This is a genomic window from Phyllobacterium sp. SB3, from assembly GCF_040009165.1.
Classification (GTDB): domain Bacteria; phylum Pseudomonadota; class Alphaproteobacteria; order Rhizobiales; family Rhizobiaceae; genus Phyllobacterium.
Map to the genome: position 1 here is coordinate 73,488 of NZ_JBDYKI010000011.1, position 19,185 is coordinate 92,672.

The 19,185-nt window shown below is 53.0% G+C and carries 19 protein-coding genes and 1 pseudogene; 14 read left to right on the forward strand and 6 right to left on the reverse strand.

From position 1 onward, the window contains the following. Positions 1-17: 17 nt before the first annotated feature. Positions 18-890: pseudogene (locus tag ABKW30_RS26695) on the forward strand (lysylphosphatidylglycerol synthase transmembrane domain-containing protein); the annotation flags it as partial. A 25-nt stretch (positions 891-915) separates the two neighbouring features. On the opposite strand, the gene ABKW30_RS26700 reads toward ABKW30_RS26695, so the two are convergent. Next, positions 916-1,731 carry a CDP-alcohol phosphatidyltransferase family protein gene (locus ABKW30_RS26700; RefSeq protein ID WP_348601989.1) on the reverse strand — a complete coding sequence of 272 codons (816 nt, stop codon included), beginning with the start codon at positions 1,729-1,731 and terminating at the stop codon, positions 916-918. 156 nt (positions 1,732-1,887) lie between these two features. Between ABKW30_RS26700 and ABKW30_RS26705 the strand changes: the two genes are divergently transcribed. The 4 genes from ABKW30_RS26705 (at position 1,888) to ABKW30_RS26720 (ending at position 5,114) form a co-directional block, all read left to right on the forward strand. Beyond that, positions 1,888-2,871 carry a zinc-binding alcohol dehydrogenase gene (locus tag ABKW30_RS26705; protein ID WP_348601990.1) on the forward strand — a complete coding sequence of 328 codons (984 nt, stop codon included), beginning with the start codon at positions 1,888-1,890 and terminating at the stop codon, positions 2,869-2,871. Between the two features lie 20 nt (positions 2,872-2,891). Beyond that, positions 2,892-3,290 (forward strand): 6-carboxytetrahydropterin synthase, encoded by a 399-nt coding sequence (locus tag ABKW30_RS26710; RefSeq protein WP_348601991.1) that lies wholly within the window; start codon positions 2,892-2,894, stop codon positions 3,288-3,290. Next, positions 3,287-4,345: a glycosyltransferase family 4 protein gene (locus ABKW30_RS26715; protein ID WP_348601992.1), complete on the forward strand. Its 1,059-nt coding sequence runs from the start codon at positions 3,287-3,289 to the stop codon at positions 4,343-4,345. The genes ABKW30_RS26710 and ABKW30_RS26715 overlap by 4 nt, the downstream gene beginning before the upstream one ends. A gap of 112 nt (positions 4,346-4,457) precedes the next feature. After that, the gene (locus ABKW30_RS26720; protein ID WP_348602062.1) at positions 4,458-5,114 is read left to right on the forward strand and encodes a class I SAM-dependent methyltransferase; all 657 of its coding nucleotides are present in this window, start codon (positions 4,458-4,460) and stop codon (positions 5,112-5,114) included. Here ABKW30_RS26720 and ABKW30_RS26725 read toward each other — a convergent pair. Then, positions 5,111-5,617, reverse strand: a complete 507-nt coding sequence (locus ABKW30_RS26725; RefSeq protein ID WP_348601993.1) for a cytochrome b/b6 domain-containing protein — start codon at positions 5,615-5,617, stop codon at positions 5,111-5,113. The genes ABKW30_RS26720 and ABKW30_RS26725 overlap by 4 nt on opposite strands. Before the next feature lie 86 nt (positions 5,618-5,703). After that, positions 5,704-6,165 (reverse strand): Lrp/AsnC family transcriptional regulator, encoded by a 462-nt coding sequence (locus ABKW30_RS26730; protein WP_348601994.1) that lies wholly within the window; start codon positions 6,163-6,165, stop codon positions 5,704-5,706. 124 nt (positions 6,166-6,289) lie between these two features. Between ABKW30_RS26730 and hppD the strand changes: the two genes are divergently transcribed. Continuing rightward, positions 6,290-7,402 carry a 4-hydroxyphenylpyruvate dioxygenase gene (gene hppD, locus ABKW30_RS26735; protein ID WP_348601995.1) on the forward strand — a complete coding sequence of 371 codons (1,113 nt, stop codon included), beginning with the start codon at positions 6,290-6,292 and terminating at the stop codon, positions 7,400-7,402. 11 nt (positions 7,403-7,413) lie between these two features. On the opposite strand, the gene maiA is transcribed toward hppD, so the two are convergent. From maiA to hmgA, 3 genes are read right to left on the reverse strand one after another with little or no spacing between them, the layout of a single operon-like run. Next, entirely contained in the window at positions 7,414-8,052 is a 639-nt protein-coding gene (maiA, locus tag ABKW30_RS26740) for a maleylacetoacetate isomerase (RefSeq protein ID WP_348601996.1), read from the reverse strand. Beyond that, a complete protein-coding gene (locus ABKW30_RS26745; protein WP_348601997.1) occupies positions 8,042-9,055 on the reverse strand; it encodes a fumarylacetoacetate hydrolase family protein in 1,014 nt (337 codons plus the stop codon). The genes maiA and ABKW30_RS26745 overlap by 11 nt, the downstream gene beginning before the upstream one ends. Continuing rightward, positions 9,052-10,368: a homogentisate 1,2-dioxygenase gene (gene hmgA, locus ABKW30_RS26750; RefSeq protein ID WP_348602063.1), complete on the reverse strand. Its 1,317-nt coding sequence runs from the start codon at positions 10,366-10,368 to the stop codon at positions 9,052-9,054. The genes ABKW30_RS26745 and hmgA overlap by 4 nt, the downstream gene beginning before the upstream one ends. 78 nt (positions 10,369-10,446) lie before the next feature. Here hmgA and ABKW30_RS26755 point away from each other — a divergent pair, with 78 nt between their 5' ends. The 8 genes from ABKW30_RS26755 (at position 10,447) to ABKW30_RS26790 (ending at position 19,172) form a co-directional block, all read left to right on the forward strand. After that, positions 10,447-10,932 carry a MarR family winged helix-turn-helix transcriptional regulator gene (locus ABKW30_RS26755; RefSeq protein ID WP_348601998.1) on the forward strand — a complete coding sequence of 162 codons (486 nt, stop codon included), beginning with the start codon at positions 10,447-10,449 and terminating at the stop codon, positions 10,930-10,932. 1,120 nt (positions 10,933-12,052) lie between these two features. Further along, the gene (locus ABKW30_RS26760) at positions 12,053-12,286 is read left to right on the forward strand and encodes a hypothetical protein (protein WP_348601999.1); all 234 of its coding nucleotides are present in this window, start codon (positions 12,053-12,055) and stop codon (positions 12,284-12,286) included. A gap of 319 nt (positions 12,287-12,605) precedes the next feature. Next, complete coding sequence (locus tag ABKW30_RS26765; RefSeq protein WP_348602000.1) at positions 12,606-13,316, forward strand: GntR family transcriptional regulator; 711 nt, start codon at positions 12,606-12,608, stop codon at positions 13,314-13,316. After that, the gene (locus ABKW30_RS26770; protein ID WP_348602001.1) at positions 13,313-14,224 is read left to right on the forward strand and encodes a dihydrodipicolinate synthase family protein; all 912 of its coding nucleotides are present in this window, start codon (positions 13,313-13,315) and stop codon (positions 14,222-14,224) included. Before ABKW30_RS26765 ends, ABKW30_RS26770 begins: the two co-directional genes overlap by 4 nt. Beyond that, positions 14,217-15,734 carry an aldehyde dehydrogenase gene (locus ABKW30_RS26775; RefSeq protein WP_348602002.1) on the forward strand — a complete coding sequence of 506 codons (1,518 nt, stop codon included), beginning with the start codon at positions 14,217-14,219 and terminating at the stop codon, positions 15,732-15,734. The genes ABKW30_RS26770 and ABKW30_RS26775 overlap by 8 nt, the downstream gene beginning before the upstream one ends. Next, positions 15,731-17,059 carry an FAD-binding oxidoreductase gene (locus ABKW30_RS26780; protein ID WP_348602003.1) on the forward strand — a complete coding sequence of 443 codons (1,329 nt, stop codon included), beginning with the start codon at positions 15,731-15,733 and terminating at the stop codon, positions 17,057-17,059. The genes ABKW30_RS26775 and ABKW30_RS26780 overlap by 4 nt, the downstream gene beginning before the upstream one ends. A gap of 79 nt (positions 17,060-17,138) precedes the next feature. Next, positions 17,139-17,990 carry a glycine betaine ABC transporter substrate-binding protein gene (locus ABKW30_RS26785; protein ID WP_348602004.1) on the forward strand — a complete coding sequence of 284 codons (852 nt, stop codon included), beginning with the start codon at positions 17,139-17,141 and terminating at the stop codon, positions 17,988-17,990. Between the two features lie 90 nt (positions 17,991-18,080). Continuing rightward, positions 18,081-19,172 carry a glycine betaine/L-proline ABC transporter ATP-binding protein gene (locus ABKW30_RS26790; RefSeq protein WP_348602005.1) on the forward strand — a complete coding sequence of 364 codons (1,092 nt, stop codon included), beginning with the start codon at positions 18,081-18,083 and terminating at the stop codon, positions 19,170-19,172. The last annotated feature ends 13 nt before the right edge of the window (positions 19,173-19,185 follow it).

Genomic DNA, 19,185 nt, shown 5'->3' on the forward strand with positions numbered 1-19,185 from the left:
AAGGACGGGACAGACCTATGACTTCCGGTAAGATTAAAAATTTTGTCGCACCCGTATTCGGCATCATACTGCTGGTTATGGTCTTTTCGGTATCGGACGCACAAACGGTCCTGACCACGTTGAGCCACGCAAAACCGGAACTCATTCTTCTCGGACTCTTTATCGTACAAGTCCAGATAATATTATCTGCACTTCGGTGGTGCTATACCGCAGCCCGGCTGGAACACCCTTTGCCGCCCGCCAAAGCCATCGCAGACTACTATCTCGGGTCATTGGTAAATATGGTGCTGCCTGGCGGAATTGCCGGTGATGTCATGCGTGCTGCCCGCAGTCGTTCGGCAGATCGAAAATGGAGTGTGCCTGTTCTGGCAGTTTTGCTGGAACGATTTGCCGGACAAGTTGCCTTGTTTCTGATTGGGGGTCTGGGTTTGATTGTATGGCCACTCCTGAACGGGGGACTTGCACCATCCGAAGCACTTATAGTGATGCTCACGGTGCTTGGTGTCGTGATTTTTGTAGTTGTGATGATGCTGCTGATATGGTTGTCCGGATCATTGTGGTGGCGCAAGTTTATTCAGAAGATCAGGCAGAGCCTGTCGGTCTGCTATGGCCTTCCGTATGCGTGGTTGATTCAGGGCGTTCTCAGCCTGACAATCGTTATCAGCTACATCGCTGTCTTTGCGCTCGCATCAAACGCGATCGGCGCCCGGTTGCCGGTAATTGGTTTGATGACAATAATTCCGGTCTGTTTACTGACCATGACCGTTCCCATAACTGTTGGCGGTTGGGGAACACGCGAGGCCGCTGCCGCCGTCTTATGGCCTTTGCTGGGAATGACTGCAGGCCAGGGTGTTGCAGCCAGTATTCTGTACGGCGCCATAGTTACCGTGGGCGCGCTGCCGGGCCTTGGCCTGTTTATCTGGCCTGCTTTTCGATCGCGCTGGCCGATCCCGGCGTATCATGAAGCAAGCCGGCGATGTCGCGTCCAAAGGAATAGCACAAGGTCATCAGCGCCAGAATTGCAAATCCCGTTGAAACCGGGGGGACGACGACCGGGACGAGAATAATACCAAGGCACACTATCTGTAAGACACATATCGTCTGCCGTCTTGGAGAGGGCAGCAACTTTCCTTGTAACCGTGGCGAGAAATATTGTGCTGCAACAAACAGATATCGCATGCCGCCAATGAATATGACCCACCAGCCTGCTTTCCCGTATAAAAATGCAAGAATTGACAGGCACAGGATCAGGGCTGCATCGACCTCCATGTCATAGCGTGCTCCAAATTCTGAATTCGTGCCGTAGTGTCGGGCGACGTAGCCATCAACGCCATCGAGACATAATGTGAGTGCTGCAGCCGCAACGAGCAGCCAGGCCGCCGAATGTTCCACAAGCCATCCGGTTTCGAACAGTGCTCCACCGATCAGGCATGTTATTCCGGCCCGGATAGCGGTGATGGTATTGGCTGCACCAAAACGGTCGTGCGGGTAAACGTTCAGTTTTGCCAGAACAATCACGCTCGAGAACAAATATGCAGTGATCGAGAAGAAGGCAAAAGCCAGGCTGAAACCGCTTGTGTGGATCAAGCAGATTGAAGTCCCGACCACCAGTCCGCCGATAAGCGCCAAGGTAACAAGCGAATTTTTTATCAGCTGTGAGCCATGCAGCGCTGTTGTGGCATGCTCTCCATTTATAGCGCTCTGAAAGCTGTCTTTTGATACCGATGTCATTATTTGCTCCGCAGCCAGCATTAGCTGACTACATTCCATATGCAATGTCAGAAGAGGTCCGGAATCTCAATAAAAAGTGACGGTCCGGCGTATCGTGCTTTTTTAAGGACTCAGTAAATGATTAACTTGGATGAAAACATACGGAATGGATAACCCGTGACGCAATCATACCCGAACGGAACAGCGCGGGCTTTGTGGATTGAAGGACCAGGGGTTTGCGCATTGCGAACCGGGGACCTGCCAGCCGTTGCCAATGATAAAGTACTGGTAAAAGCCCGTTTTGGATCAATAAGTCGTGGCACGGAATCGCTTGTTCTCAACGGCAATGTTCCTTCAGGTGAGCATGAGAGCATGGCCTGCCCGCATCAGGAAGGCTCTTTTTCCTTTCCCGTAAAATATGGTTATTCGGTTGTCGGAGATGTTCAGGCGGGCCCCGACGAATTGATCGGCCGCCCGGTATTTTGTCTTCACCCGCATCAAACACATTTCGTGACAGACAAGAACAATCTTCACCTCATTCCGTTCGAAGTTCCACCGGAGCGCGCGGTACTAGCAGCCAATATGGAGACCGCCCTTAATGTAATCTGGGATGCGGGTATTCTTCCGGGAGATCGGGTGACCATATTTGGAGGTGGAGTTGTTGGTCTGCTCACAGCTTTTCTTGCAACTGGAATTATTGGAACTGAAACCGCTCTTGTCGATATCAATTCCAACCGGAAGACCGCTGCTGCCAACCTGGGCATTACGTTCGCTTCGCCAGAAAATGCACCACGCAATTGTGACGTGGTGATCAATACATCCGCTTCGTCTGCCGCGCTGAATCAGGCAATTGAATGTGCTGGCTATGAAGGGCGAATTGTGGAGGCCAGCTGGTTTGGCGACAAAAAAACGGAGATAGTGCTTGGCACACGCTTCCACTCACAGCGTCTTTCTGTCGTGAGCTCGCAAGTTGGAGGGATCGGCGGCACGCGACGGGCACGCTGGCAATTCGCGCGACGCCTTGGCGTGGCGATCTCGCTACTGTCCAATGAAAAACTCGACGGATTGTTTTCGGGAGAAACATCCTTCGATACACTTGACCAGGATTATCCCGGAATTATCGCATCGCCTTCCACCTTGTGCCATCGCATCGTCTACTGAAGCTCCCGGAGGAGACATCCATGTTTGCAATTGAAGTTCGTGATCACATTATGATCGCTCACAGTCTTCCACGGCCCGTTTTCGGGCCGGCACAGGCAATGCATGGCGCAACCTTTGTTGTCGACGCAGCGTTTTTTACCAGGGAACTGGATGATGATGGGCTGGCAGTCGACATCGGATTGGCAACAGCCATTTTGTCGAAAGTTTTGAAGCCGCTCAACTATCAGAATCTTGATGAGATGGAGGTGTTCTCCGGCAAAATCACAACGACAGAGGTCATCGCAAAACACATATTTGATCAACTCGCCACGGCTGTTCAATCAGGCGAGCTTGGTAGGGGAAGTCAACGCATCTGCAAGATTCGCGTTCTTCTCAATGAGTCTCACATGGCTCGCGGGTGGTATGAGGCTGACCTTTGACACATTGCGTGTATTTTGCCTACCCGGGTGACCTTGAAGCCAAAACCGGTGGCTACGGCTATGATCGCCGGATCATCTCGGAGTTGCGAAAACTTGGATGGGATGTGAGCTTGATCCCACTTGGAGGTGGCTTTCCTTTCCCCGACCCTGAAACACTTTCAGAAGCCGAAAAAACACTGGGTGCCCTGGCGCAGAACTCGCTCGTGCTGGTAGACGGCCTGGCCTATGGCACCTTCGGCGAAATTGCCTCACGACTGGCGCACAGACTAACTCTTGTCGCACTTGTCCATCACCCACTTGCGTCCGAAGGCAATGTGTCGGCTCAAGAGACAACCGCGCTTGTAAATTCCGAGCAACTGGCATTGGCGTATGCAAACGCCATATTTGTTACGTCCTCTTCCACCCGTCAGCAGCTCATCGAAAACTACGACGTTCCAGAAGATAAGATCGTCGTCGCCATTCCAGGTACTGAGCGAGGTATTCGCTCGCCAAGACAATCAAAGATTCCTCATATTTTAAGTATCGGTTCCATCATACCGCGCAAAGGCCACGACGTGCTTGTCAGCGCGCTTGCCAAAATCGCGGACATGCCCTGGAATTGCAGCATCGTTGGCAACAGGACGATGGATGTGGATTATGATACAGCGCTGCAACGACAAATCATTGAGAACCAGCTCACGGACCGTATTGTTTTGACCGGGCAGATAAATGATACGCGCAGCGAATTTGCCCGCTCTGATATCTTTGCACTGGCAAGCCGCTACGAGGGTTACGGCATGGTCTTTGCCGAAGCATTATCCCATGGTTTGCCAATCATTGCGTGCAGTGCCGGTGCTGTGCCTGAGGTCGTTCCCGAGGATGCAGGCATACTCGTTCCGCCCGATGATCCAGATGCGTTTGCCAGTGCTTTGAGGCGCACAATCCAAGATAGCAACTTTGCGGATCGGATGGCCGACGCCTCATTCCGCCACGGTCAGTCTCTGCCTCAATGGGTAGACACAGCAAAATTGTTCTCGGCGGCTTTGCAAAAGACGGCGAATAATGAGCGGATTTGACCTCCACTGGCTTGACCTTCGCGAGCCGTTGGATACACAGGCTCGTGATCAACGCTTGCTGCAAAACGCTGCAAAGTTTCTGCAAAGTACCAAGCGACAGAATATCACTGACATGGGAAGTGGTACCGGATCGACATTCCGGGCTATTGCGCCACTGATACCTGATGCTCATTGGCGGTTGATCGATCATGATAAACAATTGCTTCAGGAAGCCGCCCGGCGTCATTCTCAAAACGACAACAATATTTATCAAAACGCAGACCTTAATGATTTGACATCTCTCTCACTGAGCGAAGCTGATCTTGTCAGTGCGTCTGCGCTTTTCGATCTTTGCTCGAAAGAGTTTATCGAAAGGCTTGCAAGTGCACTTTCCAGATTCAAAATTGGGCTGTATGCGGCTTTGAATTACAATGGACAAATTGTGTTCGATGCCCCTCACCCTGATGATCCTGTCATGGTTGAGTTGTTCAACTTCCATCAGCGCTCTGACAAGGGATTTGGGCCTGCTCTTGGTCCTGAGTCTGCCCGTACTTTAGCGGCATTATTTGTCGAGGCGGGTTACGACGTTAAGCTTGCTCAAAGTGACTGGACAATTGACGAAAATGCCGTCGAACTCCATCGCTTATTCGTTGATGGATTGGCTTCCGCAGTCACTGAAACTGGTATGCTGGAGCGAGACAGAATTGTGAAGTGGCTGGAGTTTCGTATCGGGCAAGCCGGAACCAAGTGTCTTGTCGGGCATTCCGATATTCTTGCTTTGCCCGTTTAAAGCATCCTTTGAAAAACATCATCGCGGCGGATTATTCGGTGGAACAGTGCCCCGGCAATATGCAATCCGACCAGCGCCAAAATCAGCCATGCCGTGCCAGCGTGGAGCACACTGAAAAATGGAGCAATCGCCGGCTCGCGTCCAATTGGACTCCATACCGGAAGGATACCAAACCACTGTAGCGGGAAACCGTGGGCATTCGTTGCCAGGAAACCGCTGAGCGGCATCACAATCAAGGCAGCATATAATAACCAATGCACAATTCGGGAAACATTGCCCGTCCAGTCGGGTGGATGCGTGGGCCGGCCTTGAGTGAGCCTCATTCCCAGCCGTAGCAGCATAAGCCAGAGCACCAGAAATCCGAACGATTCATGGAGAAGGTAAAAGTCGAGCTTAACATCATCCTTAAAATATTTGAGCAGCATACCAAGTGGCCACACTGCAAAGACCAGCATAGCGATGATCCAATGCAGAATGCGAAATGACGGTCTGAAACCTTGCACTTGTGTCAGGTGATTTCCTGCCTTTCAATCATCCATTTGCAAAACAATAATGGCGTAAACGGCCAGCTGCTGCAATCAGGCGAGATTCATATAGGCAAACGCCCGTCCTCTTTGAGGGTTTCGAGAACAATCGCCGTCTTAACGTTCTGTACGGATTCATGCGGTAACAGCACCTCGTTGACGAACGCCGACAGTCCTCGCAAATCCGGGGTCACCACTTTGATGAAATAATCCATCTCCCCGGTCAGCGCATGGGCTTCCATCACCTGTGGAAGTTTGGAAATGAGCTGCGAGAAACGCCGGGCATTGTCACGGTTGTGCGTGGCAAGGGTCACGGAAATAATATTGACGATTCCCAATCCAAGTTTCTCACGGTCAATTTCAGCACGATAACCACGAATAAATCCTTCTTCCTCAAGTCGCGTACGACGACGCGAACACTGCGACGGAGAAAGATTGATCCGTTCTGAAAGCTCGTTGTTTGTCAGCCGCCCATCCTGCTGAAGGGAGAAGAGTATTTTGCGATCTGACGCATCAAGATAATCCAATTACGCATCCTTTCATCAAAACACGCACGTATCGTGCATATTGTACGCTGTTCAGGCGTCTGAATGCAAACACATTGCAGGCGATTTGAGTAATAATCGCCTTCAGTTCTGTATGGAGGATGATATGGGCCCGTTTCCGCACGATGCACCGAAAGCGACAATCAGCGAAGAAAATCCCGCAGGCACAGATGGGTTCGAGTTTGTCGAGTTTTCTCGTCCCGAACCCGAAAAGCTTGAGGAGCTTTTCACGCGGATGGGCTACGCTGCTGTTGCACGCCATAAAACCAAAAAGATGACGCTGTGGCGTCAGGGGGATATCAACTATCTCCTGAATGCCGAACCAGGCTCTCACGCAATGAAGTTTGTCGGAGAACATGGTCCGTGCGCACCTTCGATGGCATGGCGTGTAGTCGATGCGAAGCATGCTTTCGACCATGCAGTGGCAAAGGGAGCCACACCTTATCAGGGTGATGACAAGACGCTTGATGTTCCGGCGATCGTCGGGATTGGCGGTTCAATGCTGTACTTCGTCGATACCTATGGCGACAATGGATCAGCATACGATGAAGAGTTCGATTGGTTGGGCGAGCGCGATCCGAAACCAGAAGGTGTTGGCTTTTATTACCTCGATCACCTGACCCACAATGTCTACCGCGGCAACATGGACAAGTGGTGGGCATTCTATCGCGAGTTGTTCGGCTTCAAGCAGATTCATTTCTTTGACATCGCAGGCAAGTTCACCGGGCTGGTTTCACGCGCCATTACATCGCCCTGCGGTAAAATTCGTATACCACTGAATGAGTCGACTGATGACAAGAGCCAGATTGAAGAATATCTGCGCAAGTACAAGGGTGAAGGCATTCAACACATTGCGGTTGGAACAGAGGCGATTTACAACGCGACGGACAAGCTTGACGAAAACGGCTTGAAGTTCATGCCAGGTCCGCCAGAGACCTATTACGAGAAATCTCATGAACGCGTAAATGGACATGATGAACCGCTGGATCGCATGAGAAAGCACGGTATTCTTATCGACGGCGAAGGCGTTGTGGATGGTGGAATGACGAAAATTCTGCTGCAGATATTCTCCAAAACAGTTATCGGGCCGATCTTCTTCGAGTTTATCCAGCGCAAGGGCGATGAAGGCTTTGGCGAGGGCAACTTTCGTGCCCTGTTTGAGTCAATCGAAGAGGATCAAATCCGGCGCGGCGTCATCAAGATGGATGCGGCAGAGTAACCTCGCCGCCTCTACTTCACTTGATCAGGATGAGCGGCTGCGAAAGCCGGTATGGCGTCGCATCGCTCTGCAATCACGTTGATGCGCTCAAGACTCCCAATGTCGGCTCCCCATCGCCTGGCATTGTAAATCTGTGGCACCAGGCAGAAGTCTGCCATACCGGGCGTATCACCGTGGCAAAACATACCAGTACCAGAACGGTCCAGCATTAATTCAAAGGACGTCAGCCCTTCAGCAATAAATTTACGCATCCAGCTTGCGCGAACATCATCACCATCTCCTGTGAGTGACACAACATGAGCGGCGACATTCATGTTACAAACCGGATGAACTTCCATTGCTATCGCATACGACAAGGCGCGGACTCTTTGCCGTCCCGGTGCGTCCGTCGGAAGAAAGCCCGCTTCGGGAAATGTCTCGTTCAAATATTCAATGATAGCCAATGACTGGGTCATAGGCTGACCGTCCAAAACCAATGTCGGCACCAGGCCTTGCGGGTTCTGCGCAAGGTAATCCTGGTCCTTGTGTTCGGCTTTAAGCAGATCGACGGGGACGCGCGCATAGGCCAGTCCCAGCATGTTGAGGGCGATCCGGACACGATAACCGGCCGATGACCGCCAGTAATCAAAAAGGACCATCTCAGCGCTCATATTTTTCGACCTGTTGTTCAATCGCGCCGAAAATTGATCGCCCATGTGCATCGCGCATTTCGATACGAACGACATCCCCGAAGTGCAGAAATGGAGTCTTCGGAGAGCCGCTGTTGATCGTTTCGATCATACGAATCTCCGCAATGCACGAGTAGCCCGCACCACCCTCTGCGACCGGCTTTCCCGGCCCGCCATCAAGTTTGTTTGATACGGTGCCCGACCCGATGATTGCACCTGCAGACAGGGATCTTGTCCTGGCGGCATGAGCAATCAATCCGGGGAAATCGAATGTCATATCAGTGCCTGCATTCGCGCGGCCAAAGGGCTTGCCGTTGAGATCGACAATAAGGGGCAAACTGATCCTGCCCCCGTCCCACGCCTCGCCCAGCTCCTCCGGCGTTACCGCAACCGGTGTAAAAGCTGAAGATGGCTTGGAGTGAAAGAAGCCAAACCCCTTCCCCAGTTCTACCGGTATCAGGCTACGCAAGCTGACGTCGTTGACCAGCATTATCAGACGAATTGCTGAGCGCGCTTCGTCGACCGTTGCCCCCATCGGAACGTCATCAACGATAACGGCAACCTCGCCTTCCATATCTATACCGTAAGCTTCATCGTCCATTCGGATCGGGTCACGCGGACCTAGAAAATTGTCTGAACCGCCCTGGTATATGAGAGGATCCGTCCAGAAGCTTTCCGGCATTTCAGCATTACGTGCCTTCCGGACCAACTCCACGTGGTTGACGTATGCCGAGCCATCTGCCCATTGATAGGCCCGTGGTAGCGGCGACAACGCCTCGTGTTCGTGAAAACGCACAGCAGGCACCGCGCCATGATCCAAACTGGTGGCGAGTGCCTGTAGATGAGGCACGATGCGCGTCCAGTTATCCAGTGCTGCTTGTAGCGTAGGCGCCAGAAAGGAGGCATCCGTATAGTACGCCAGATCTTTTGACACGATGATGAGTTTACCGTCGCGCGTACCATTGTTGATTGATGCCAGTTTCATTCTGACCAATCCCCTTCAGGTGTACCGTTGAACCGCTTTTTAAGGCCTGTCCAGCAATCAGCATAATTGTCCTGCAGAGATTCCAGTTCGGCAGCAAAGCGCGTGAGATGTTGGGGAAATCGTGTTTCAAACATGAAAGCCATTGTGTTTTCCAATCGCTGCGGCTTCAGTTCTACGGTTGACGCCTTGTTGAACCCCATAGCATCAGGCCCGTGAGCAAGCATCATATTGTGCAAACTCATGCCGCCGGGCACGAAGCCTTCTTCCTTGGCGTCATACTGCCCGTAAATCAGCCCCATGAATTCCGACATTATATTTCGATGATACCAAGGCGGACGAAAACTATGTTCTGCCACCAGCCATCGCGGCGGGAAAATCACGAAATCGACATTAGCTGTTCCCTCTTCACCTGACGGGGCCGTAAGCACCGTGAAAATAGATGGGTCCGGGTGATCGAAAAGAATGGCTCCTACGGGCGAGAACGTACGCAGATCATACTTATATGGCGCATAGTTTCCATGCCATGCAACCACGTCCAGGGGAGAATGACCGAGCCGGGTTTCATAGAATTTGCCGCACCATTTTACGTGGAGCCTGCACGGTGTTTCCTTCTCCTCGAATGCGGCGACCGGTGTTTTGAAGTCACGGGGATTGGCCAGGCAATTAGCGCCTATGGGACCGCGATCCGGCAATGCAAACTTTGCTCCATAGTTTTCGCAAATATAGCCGCGGGCCTCACCGTCGAGCGCAGCAACCTTGAACATCATGCCACGCGGTATGACGCAAATTTCGGATGGTTCTATTTCGATAATGCCCATCTCCGTAAAGATACCAAGCCGTCCCTGTTCGGGCACCAGCAACATCTCGCCATCTGCATTAAAGAAATAATCGTCTTCCATGTCCTGATTGAAAGCATAGACATGGGCGGCCATTCCGGCTTGTCCATGTACATCGCCGGCAGTCGTCATGGTGCGAATACCGTCGACAAAGTTTATGGCACCTGTCGGCATCGGAGTTGGATTCCACCGCAACTGACCGATTGGCAGTTCGTGATCATCAAGGTTGGGGGCTGTCTTCCATTGCTCACGCTTTACCGGTGTGAAGCGGCCACTATGCTTGACCGAGGGGCGTATCCGATACAGCCAGGAGCGTTCATTTATGCCTCTGGGCGCGGTGAACGGAGAACCGGACAATTGCTCCGCGTAAAGACCATAAGCGCAGCGTTGCGGCGAGTTTTGTCCTTGCGGCAGTGCGCCTGCTAGCGATTCTGTTTCAAAATCATTGCCGAAACCGGGCATGTAGCCAAGGGTCATCATCAAACCTCCCGTCTATTTGGTTGCTTTTGTGACAATCTTTTTTGTAACTATCAATTGCGGGAAGGATTTTTACCAATGACAAACAATACGCTCGAACGCGCTCCACTCATCCTGGAGGATTTTACGCCCTACAGGTTGAACAAGGCCGCAGAGTCCATCAGCAGACGCTTTTCCGGTCAATATCGCGAACGATATGGTCTGACTCGCCCGGAATGGCGCACATTGGCGACACTTGGCCAGTTCGGTGCCCGGACTGCCACCGCTATCGGTATGCATTCTTCAATGCACAAAACCAAAGTCAGTCGCGCCGTATTCTCTCTGGAAAAACGTCGCTGGCTCAGACGGTGCCGTGATGAAGCCGACCGTCGAACAGAGCATCTCGAACTCACTCCTGCCGGCCTCAAGGCGTATGATCATCTGGCGAAGCTCGCCCACGATTTCGAGACCGAGCTGTTTGTCAGGCTCGGCGAACGCGGAGCACGCGACCTTAAAGCCGGGCTTGCCGCGCTTGAAGCATATTATCGCCGCCAATCGACACCATCATCGCCTGACGATGACTAAAGTGCCCTCAGGTCTATGCCTCTTGTCTCGTGTGACAACAACACACAAACAATACCCACTCTATTATTTTTTATACCCTAAGTAGTTGTTTTCATTGATGAAAATTTGCACTTCCACTCCCTGCACCGCGGACGGGAACGTCAAAAAGCTAGCCTTTTGATTTTACAGCCTTTTTCGACGCCGCCGCACCTCTAAAAATTCTGTGGACTATCGATATCTATCGGCCATTTTGCTGCGTGCCGTAAGCAGCGAAGGTCGAATCCAGCCCTCCAATAAAGTACCGTCAAAACTGACAAAATCAACACCCACTTACATCCTGGATTGATGGACTGCGGGGTTGCACGTATGGTGCGCCAAAGACAGAGGCTGGGAAGGTGGCGATGGTTTCTCGCGAGGAGCTTTACGAACAGGTCTGGCCCAAACCCATGACTAAAGTTGCTGTAGATTAAGGGGCATGAGTACGGCGTTAAAGAAGACCTGCGATCGCCACTACATTCCTACACTGGACCGTGGATACTGGGCCGAACTCGAACACGGCAAGCGCATCAAAAAAGAACCACTGCCGTCTTTTGGCCGAGCCACATCTAGCTGTGGCGAGGATCGCCGGAAGTTCTGAGCAGCACCTGTCGCCGAGTGTCCGTGAAGCCAATTTGGCGCCCGACATCGCTGCGTCGCCATCCCTGGCTGCCACGCGGCGTGCAATCTCAAAAGCGCGTCCGGATCGTCGAGGATTTGCTACCGTTCGGTCCAGAGGTATTGTTCCTCTTAAAGTCGCTCCTGCGTACATTGAACGGGGAATTCGCGTCTTGAGACAGTTGTTTGCCCTTGCAGAAACTTAGGGATATCTGCCTAACGCAACCGAGGATGGGTCGGTTCTCGTCGTCGAGAATGAGTCAATCGTGTTCGGCTTAGAGGAACAGCCCGAGAAGAAATTACATGAACCGACCGCGTCAGAATTGATACGGCGGGATGAAAGACTAGGTTGGGGCTACACCACCGACCCTTGGCCCAAGTACGACCAGTCTCCATCCGGCAAACTTGCCATTGTTATCCATGCCAATTTGTATTCAGGCCTTCGCCGGACATATACTCGGACGGAAAGACGCAAACGCTGGAAGGCATGCTGCCTGGCATATTGGCAGGGGTTCGTAGCGCACGCCGCGCTTATCAGAGAAGAAGGCGTGAAGACGAGGAACAAGCGCGCCGCGATCGAGACGCCGAAGCCCGGCGCTGGGATGAGGAAGCGTTCAATAGCCGCGAGAAGCGCCGCATGGAGTTTGTGGATGCGGTTCATGAGCAATTGACCCAGTGTCTCAAACTCGCCACCGTCCTCGCCCATCACCTATGCCGTTGAAATACTCGCTCGGATGGCGCGACTCATTCTCTGAATGTTGTCCGAAGACCGTCAAAACAACTGATCAAGCTCGTTCCCGGCGCTTGGTCTTTTCGATGGCCGATTGGCTATATCAGCCTGCTTCGAAGCCTACTTTCGTCTCGTCACGCCGCCAGCCAGCATCACGTCTGGATCAGATATTTTTGCATTTCTATTGTGTAAAAAATGTATACATATAAAATACAATCTTGTTGACTCGGCGCGAAGCCTATGAGAGCCTGCCACTTATTGGATGGAAAGCGCCCATGCGTATGGCGAAAGAACAATGGCGGAGTTTCAGATGAAGAGCGGCAAGAGCGGTTTGTATGACGATCTCAAACGCCAAATACTGACGATGGAACTCGATCCAGACGAGGACCTGGATGAAGTAAGTCTCAGCGAAAAGTATGGGCTTTCGCGGACCCCAGTCAGAGAAATCTTTCGCCGCCTAGAGGGTGAGGGCTACGTTGATATTCGCGCGAACAGAGGCGCTCGGGTCGTCCCGATGAACCATTCAACGCTCAGGCACTTCTTCCTGGTTGCACCAATGATCTACGCAGCCATCGGTCGACTGGCGGTCCAAAATTTCAAGGCGAAACAGCTTTCCGATTTGAAGGACACACAAGAGCGGTTTCGTATTGCGAGTACGGAAGGTGATACCCTTGCGATGGTGCTCGAGAACAACAGGTTCCACGAGATTATCGGCGAGATGTCCGGAAATGTCTATCTTCAGCCGAGCCTTGGCAGATTGCTGATTGATCATGCCCGCATCGGTCACACCTTCTTCCGGCCCCATAACGACGACACGCGCAACCGGCTGCAAACTGCAGTTCAACACCATGACGGGTTCATTTCTGCCATCGGTGCACACGACGAAGATAGCGTAGTCGACCTTGTATTCGAACATTGGGAGTTGTCGCGTGAGAACATGGAGATGTTCATCGCTCCGCAACGGATGAAGGCGGACTCACCAGCAGACGTATCCTCCTTGTTGATGGAGAAGTCATCTTGAAATTCGAAGGTGTATACACTCCCGCCGTAACGCCCTTTTGCTCGGACGGGGAGATAGATTACACAGCATTTGCCGCTATTCTGGAATCTCTGATTGAGGCAAAGGTTCATGGTATCGTTATTGGCGGTTCTACCGGCGAATACTACGCTCAGAGCGCCCAAGAGCGCTTAAACTTGGCCGCTTATGCAAAAGAAGTCATCGGCACTCGACTTGCGTTGATCGTTGGGACCGGCTCAACCAGGACTGAAGACTCGGTTGAATACGCCAAAGCAGCCAAGGAAATCGGCGCTGACGCTATTTTAGTTTCTTCCCCGCCTTATGCTTTGCCTACCGAAAAAGAAAACGCGATCCACGCGCTTACAATCGATCGCGCTGCCAACTTGCCGATCATGCTTTACAATTACCCGGCTCGCATGGGCGTTGTTATGGGAGAGGAATACTTCGCCCGTGTGGGCAAATCCAGAAATGTCGTGGCGATCAAGGAAAGCTCCGGTGACATGGCCAACGTGCATCGGCTCGCCCGCAAGTTTCCACACATCGGGCTCTCATGCGGATGGGATGATCAAGCATTAGAATTTTTCGCTTGGGGCGCGAAGAGTTGGGTTTGCGCGGGCTCGAACTTCCTACCGACCGAACACTTAGCGCTATATGATGCATGTGTTCTCCAGAAGAACTTCGACAAAGGCCGCGCGATCATGTCTGCGATGCTGCCTCTGATGGACTTCCTTGAATGCGGAAAGTTCGTGCAGTCGATCAAGCATGGCTGCGAGTTGAATGGCCTGAAGGTCGGCTCTGTCCGTGCGCCGCTCCGTCCTCTCAATTCAGAAGAAAAGCGAACCCTCCAGACTGTTGTTGCAAGCGTAAAGCGCACGGTCGCCCAAATCACGTCGGGAGCAAACGATGCATGACCCTTTGACCGCGGCCGAATACAAGGCAATTGCAAACACCATCGAACTCCCAACCAATGCATTCATCGATGGCTCCTTCCGTCCAGCCAATTCGGGGAAGACGTTCACGACGGCTAATCCGGCCACGGGGAAAACGCTTGCCGAGGTCGCTTCATGCGATGCTAGCGATGTGGACTTCGCCGTGGCCAAGGCCAAGGCAGCCTTTGACGATGGTAGATGGCATCTCCTGTCTCCTGGCGAGCGGAAGGCCGTACTGCTCAAGTTTGCCAAGCTGCTTGAGGAAAACCGTCACGAACTTGCCGTAATGGAAAGTCTGGACAGCGGAAAGCCGATCCGTGAATGCCAGACTGTAGACGTCCCGGACACGATCCATACCATCCGTTGGCACGCCGAACTCATCGACAAGCTTTATGACAATACAGCCCCGGTCGGTTCCAGGGCCTTGACCATGATCGTGCGCGAGCCGATCGGCGTAGTTGGTGCCGTCCTCCCGTGGAACTTCCCTTTGTTGATGCTGGCCTGGAAGATTGGGCCGGCGCTGGCTGCGGGATGTTCGGTCGTCGTAAAACCCGCCCAGGAAACCACCCTCACCGCACTTCGAGTGGCGGAACTCGCCCATGAGGCCGGCATCCCTGCCGGCGTCTTGAATGTTGTGACCGGAGGCGGCAAGGAGGTTGGCGAGCCGATCGGTATGCATATGGACGTCGACATGGTGACATTCACCGGCTCCACGCCTACCGGCCGCCGCTTCCTGCGCTATGCAGCAGATTCCAATCTGAAGCGGTTGGTTCTTGAATGCGGTGGCAAGAATCCGGCCGTCGTCCTTGAAGATGCAGAAGACCTCGATTTGGTCGCCGAACAGGTAGTGACAGGCGCATTTTGGAACATGGGTGAGAACTGCTCGGCGACGTCGCGTCTAATCGTCCATTCCAGCATTAAAGACGAACTTCTTCAGCGCATTGGAGCATACATGCGCGAATGGAAGACGGGCGATCCTCTCGATCCGGAGAACCGTATTGGCGCTCTTGTCAGCAAAGCACATTTCGAAAAGGTCAAATTCTATCTCGATGATGTGAAAAAGGAAAAGCTCGCGCTCGTCCTTGGTGGAGAAACGCACAAAGGCATCTACGTCGAACCCACCGTGGTCGATGGAGTCACGCGTTCCAGCCGTCTATTTCAGGAGGAGATATTCGGTCCCATTCTCTCGGTGACCACTTTCAACTCATTGGCCGAAGCGGTGGCTCTGGCCAATGATACACCCTACGGCCTGACTGCATCGGTTTACACCGGAAGCCTGCGCAAAGCGATCAAACTGTCACGCGAAATAAGAGCAGGCGTGGTCACCGTCAACTGCTTTGGCGAAGGTGACGCAACGACACCGTTCGGCGGGTACAAGGAGTCTGGCTTTGGCGGACGCGACAAGTCGATTTTCGCTCACGACCAATACACTGAATTGAAGACCATCTGGATCGATGTTTCAGAACGCTCTGTGGATGAGACGGTTCGATGAACCAGAATGTCGTCAAGCGACTACCGGCTTTGTCCGGGACATCGGGCTGGGAGGCGATCAGTAATCGGAGCGTCCCTGTCCAGTCTCTTGACGACAACGTATCGGCCGATTGGCTGATCATCGGTGCGGGCTTCGCAGGACTCTCGGCAGCGCGTCGGATGTCCCAGATGCGGCCAGGCGAGAAGGTCATTGTGCTCGAGGCGGGGGAAGTCGCGAAAGGGACCTCGGGCCGCAACTCCGGTTACATGATTGATGTCCCACACAATCTTTCGTCGGGCGAATATTCTGTCGCAAGTGAATGTGTGACTGCGCTGGAAATCGCACAAAACCGTTTCGCGATCTCGTTTGCGGCCGCTGCTGCTGCCGAATATGGAATGTCCAAGCGGACCTTTGATCCCTCGGGGAAGATTAATGCCGCGGCCACTGCCCGAGGCATGAAGCTCAACGCCAAATACGGTCAGTCGCTCAAGGGGATCAACGAAAAGCACCAATTTCTCGACACCCGTGAAATGCAGGATATCACCGGCTCGAGCTACTACCTTGGCGGCCTTTACACGCCGGGCGCAGTGATGATCCAGCCGGCAGATTACATCCGCGGTCTTGCCGAGGGATTGAGCCAGAAAATCCAGATCTTCGAGGATTCGCCTGTTCTCACGCTCGGACGAAAAGACGGACGATGGATCGCTACATCACGCTTTGGCAGTGTCACCGCTCCTAAGGTGATTATTTGCGTCAACGGCCACATAGAAGACTTCGGACATTTCCGTGGCCGCCTGATGCATATCTTCACTTACGCATCGATGACCGCCCCCTTCAAAAAGGAGGCGGGATACGAAACATGGGCGCTGCTTCCAGCCGATCCCATGGGTGCAACCGTGCGAAAGATCACGACCGACCAGGGATCGCGCATCGTCATCCGAACGCGGTTTACATACGACAAAACCGTTCAGGTTAGCGATAAACGCATAGCGGGCATTGCCTTAGAACAAAGACATTCGCTGGAAGCGCGTTTCCCTCACCTCACCGGCGTACCTTTTGAGTTCAGCTGGGCCGGGCGGCTGTGTCTCAGCAGGAACCACGTGCCTGCCTTTGGCGAAATCGAGGACGGCTTGTACTCCGCTTGCTGCGAAAATGGTCTCGGAACCGTTAAGAGCACATTGGCTGGGGTGATGGCAGCCGAACTCGCCTCTGGAGCCCAGTCTGAACAGCTCGAAAAGTTCATGGATCAGCCGAAACCGACCAGACTTCCGCCGGAGCCCTTGGCATGGCTTGGCGTCAATGCGGTGATCCGATTGCAGGAATTGCGTGCAGGCCGCGAGGGATGAACCTTTCGCCGCGCAATGTGAAGACCAGGCCAAGCGCAAGGCTTCAACAATAACGGGAACGAAAAAATAGGAGCGAGAAATGAACAGTCTATGGAAAGCGCTATGTGTGGCGGCGGTGGTTGGAATGACCATGGTGTCTGCGCATGCAGAAGAGAAGTCCATCACCATCGGTACGATGTCGTGGGAGGACCTCACACCCATCACTGGTATCACCAAGAAGGTACTCGAGGATTCCGGCTACACCGTTAAAGTCGTACCATTTTCAGAATGGGGCATAGCATATGCTGCACTCAGTAAGGGTGATGTCCAGATCCTTGCCTCGCAGACGGACTACGTCGCGCAGGACTACTGGGACAAAAACAAGAACCGTCTCGAGAAAATATCGCCAGTTTCCCATGGACTGTTCCAGGGCGTCGCGGTGCCGAAATACGTTAACATCGATTCCATGGATCAATTGAATGACAATGCCGACAAGTTCGGCGGAAAGATCGTTGGTATCGAAGCAGGCTCGGGTCTGATGCGGGACACAAGCAACTCCGTGAAGGAATATGATCTCAAGCTTCAGCTTGTGGAAGGCAGCACGGCAGCGATGACTGCGGCACTCAAGTCTGCAGTCGACCGCAAGGAATGGATTGCTGTGACGATTTGGGAGCCATCGTGGATGATGCAAAAATACGACGTCAAATTCCTGGCCGATCCGAAGGGTGTATTCCCTCCGCCACAGAGCTACTATTGGATCGGTCAGAAGGGCTTCTCATCGGAAAACCCTCACGCCCGTGAGGTCATTGCCAGCGTATACGTCCCGCTTGCTGACATCACCGCGATCAATAGCGCGGTCAATGACGGCAAGACGATGGACGTGGCTATCAAGGATTGGACCGACAGCCATGGTGATCTCCTGAAGCGCTGGGGAAACATCAAGAAAGACTAACGTTTAACGGTCGGGCTGCCGAAAATTTGGCAGCCCGCGCCCGACGTCCACCAAAGAACGCCAGTATCAAAAAGGTTCGCGGGGAACGCTATGAACACAGAGATAAAAGATACGAGCAGTGTTTTGATTGACTGCCAGTCCGTCTGGAAGATTTTTGGAGCACGAGCGAAAGCGGCCGTCGATGCGGTGAAGGAAAAAGGGCTCTCAAAGAAACAGATACTGACAGACTTTGACTGTGTCGTAGGCGTTTCAGATGCCAGTTTGCAGGTACGCCGCGGAGAGATTTTCTGCATTATGGGACTGTCGGGTAGCGGCAAATCCACGCTGATCCGTTTGCTCAATAGACTAATTGAACCGAGTTTTGGCAAGATTCTTGTCAAGGGCAGAGATATTTCATCTTTGAATGCTGTCCAGCTGCGTGAAATGAGAGCCCGGAACATCGGAATGGTGTTTCAAAGCGTTGCGCTTCTACCAAATCGTACTGTTCTGGAGAACGCTGGCTTCGGGCTTGAAGTTCGAGGCGTATCCAAGGAAGAGCGCGATAAAATAGCCCGCGGGGCTTTAGCCAAGGTTGGGCTTTCCGACTGGACCGCAAGATATCCGGCAGAACTCTCGGGCGGCATGCAACAGCGTGTCGGCTTGGCACGCGCCCTCGCCGCTGACCCGGAAATTATTCTGATGGATGAGCCTTTCAGCGCACTTGATCCCTTGATCCGCCGCCAACTACAGGACGAATTCCGACAACTCACCAAGTCTCTCGGAAAATCTGCAGTATTTATCACTCACGATTTGGAAGAAGCCATCCGTATCGGTGACCGCATTGCGATCATGAAGGATGGCGTGATCGTTCAAGTCGGCAACGCGGAGGAAATCGTGACTAGGCCCGCCGACGAATACGTCGCCGAATTCGTGGCCGGCATCTCCAGGCTCCATCTCGTAAAAGCGCACACAGTCATGCGGCCCGTTGCAGAATATAGGCGAGACCATAATAGTTGTGATGTCAGTTCGCTTCTCCGCACCACACCGGAGGCCGACATCAGCGCGCTTATTGACCTAACTATGAAGTCAGATCGCGATGCGTTGGCCGTCGTCCAAGACGACACGATTATAGGGGTCGTCACCACGCGCGACCTGCTCGGAGGCGTTGCTGGAACCCCAGCCGACACGTTGGCTGAAGTCTAGCTCAAGGGGAACG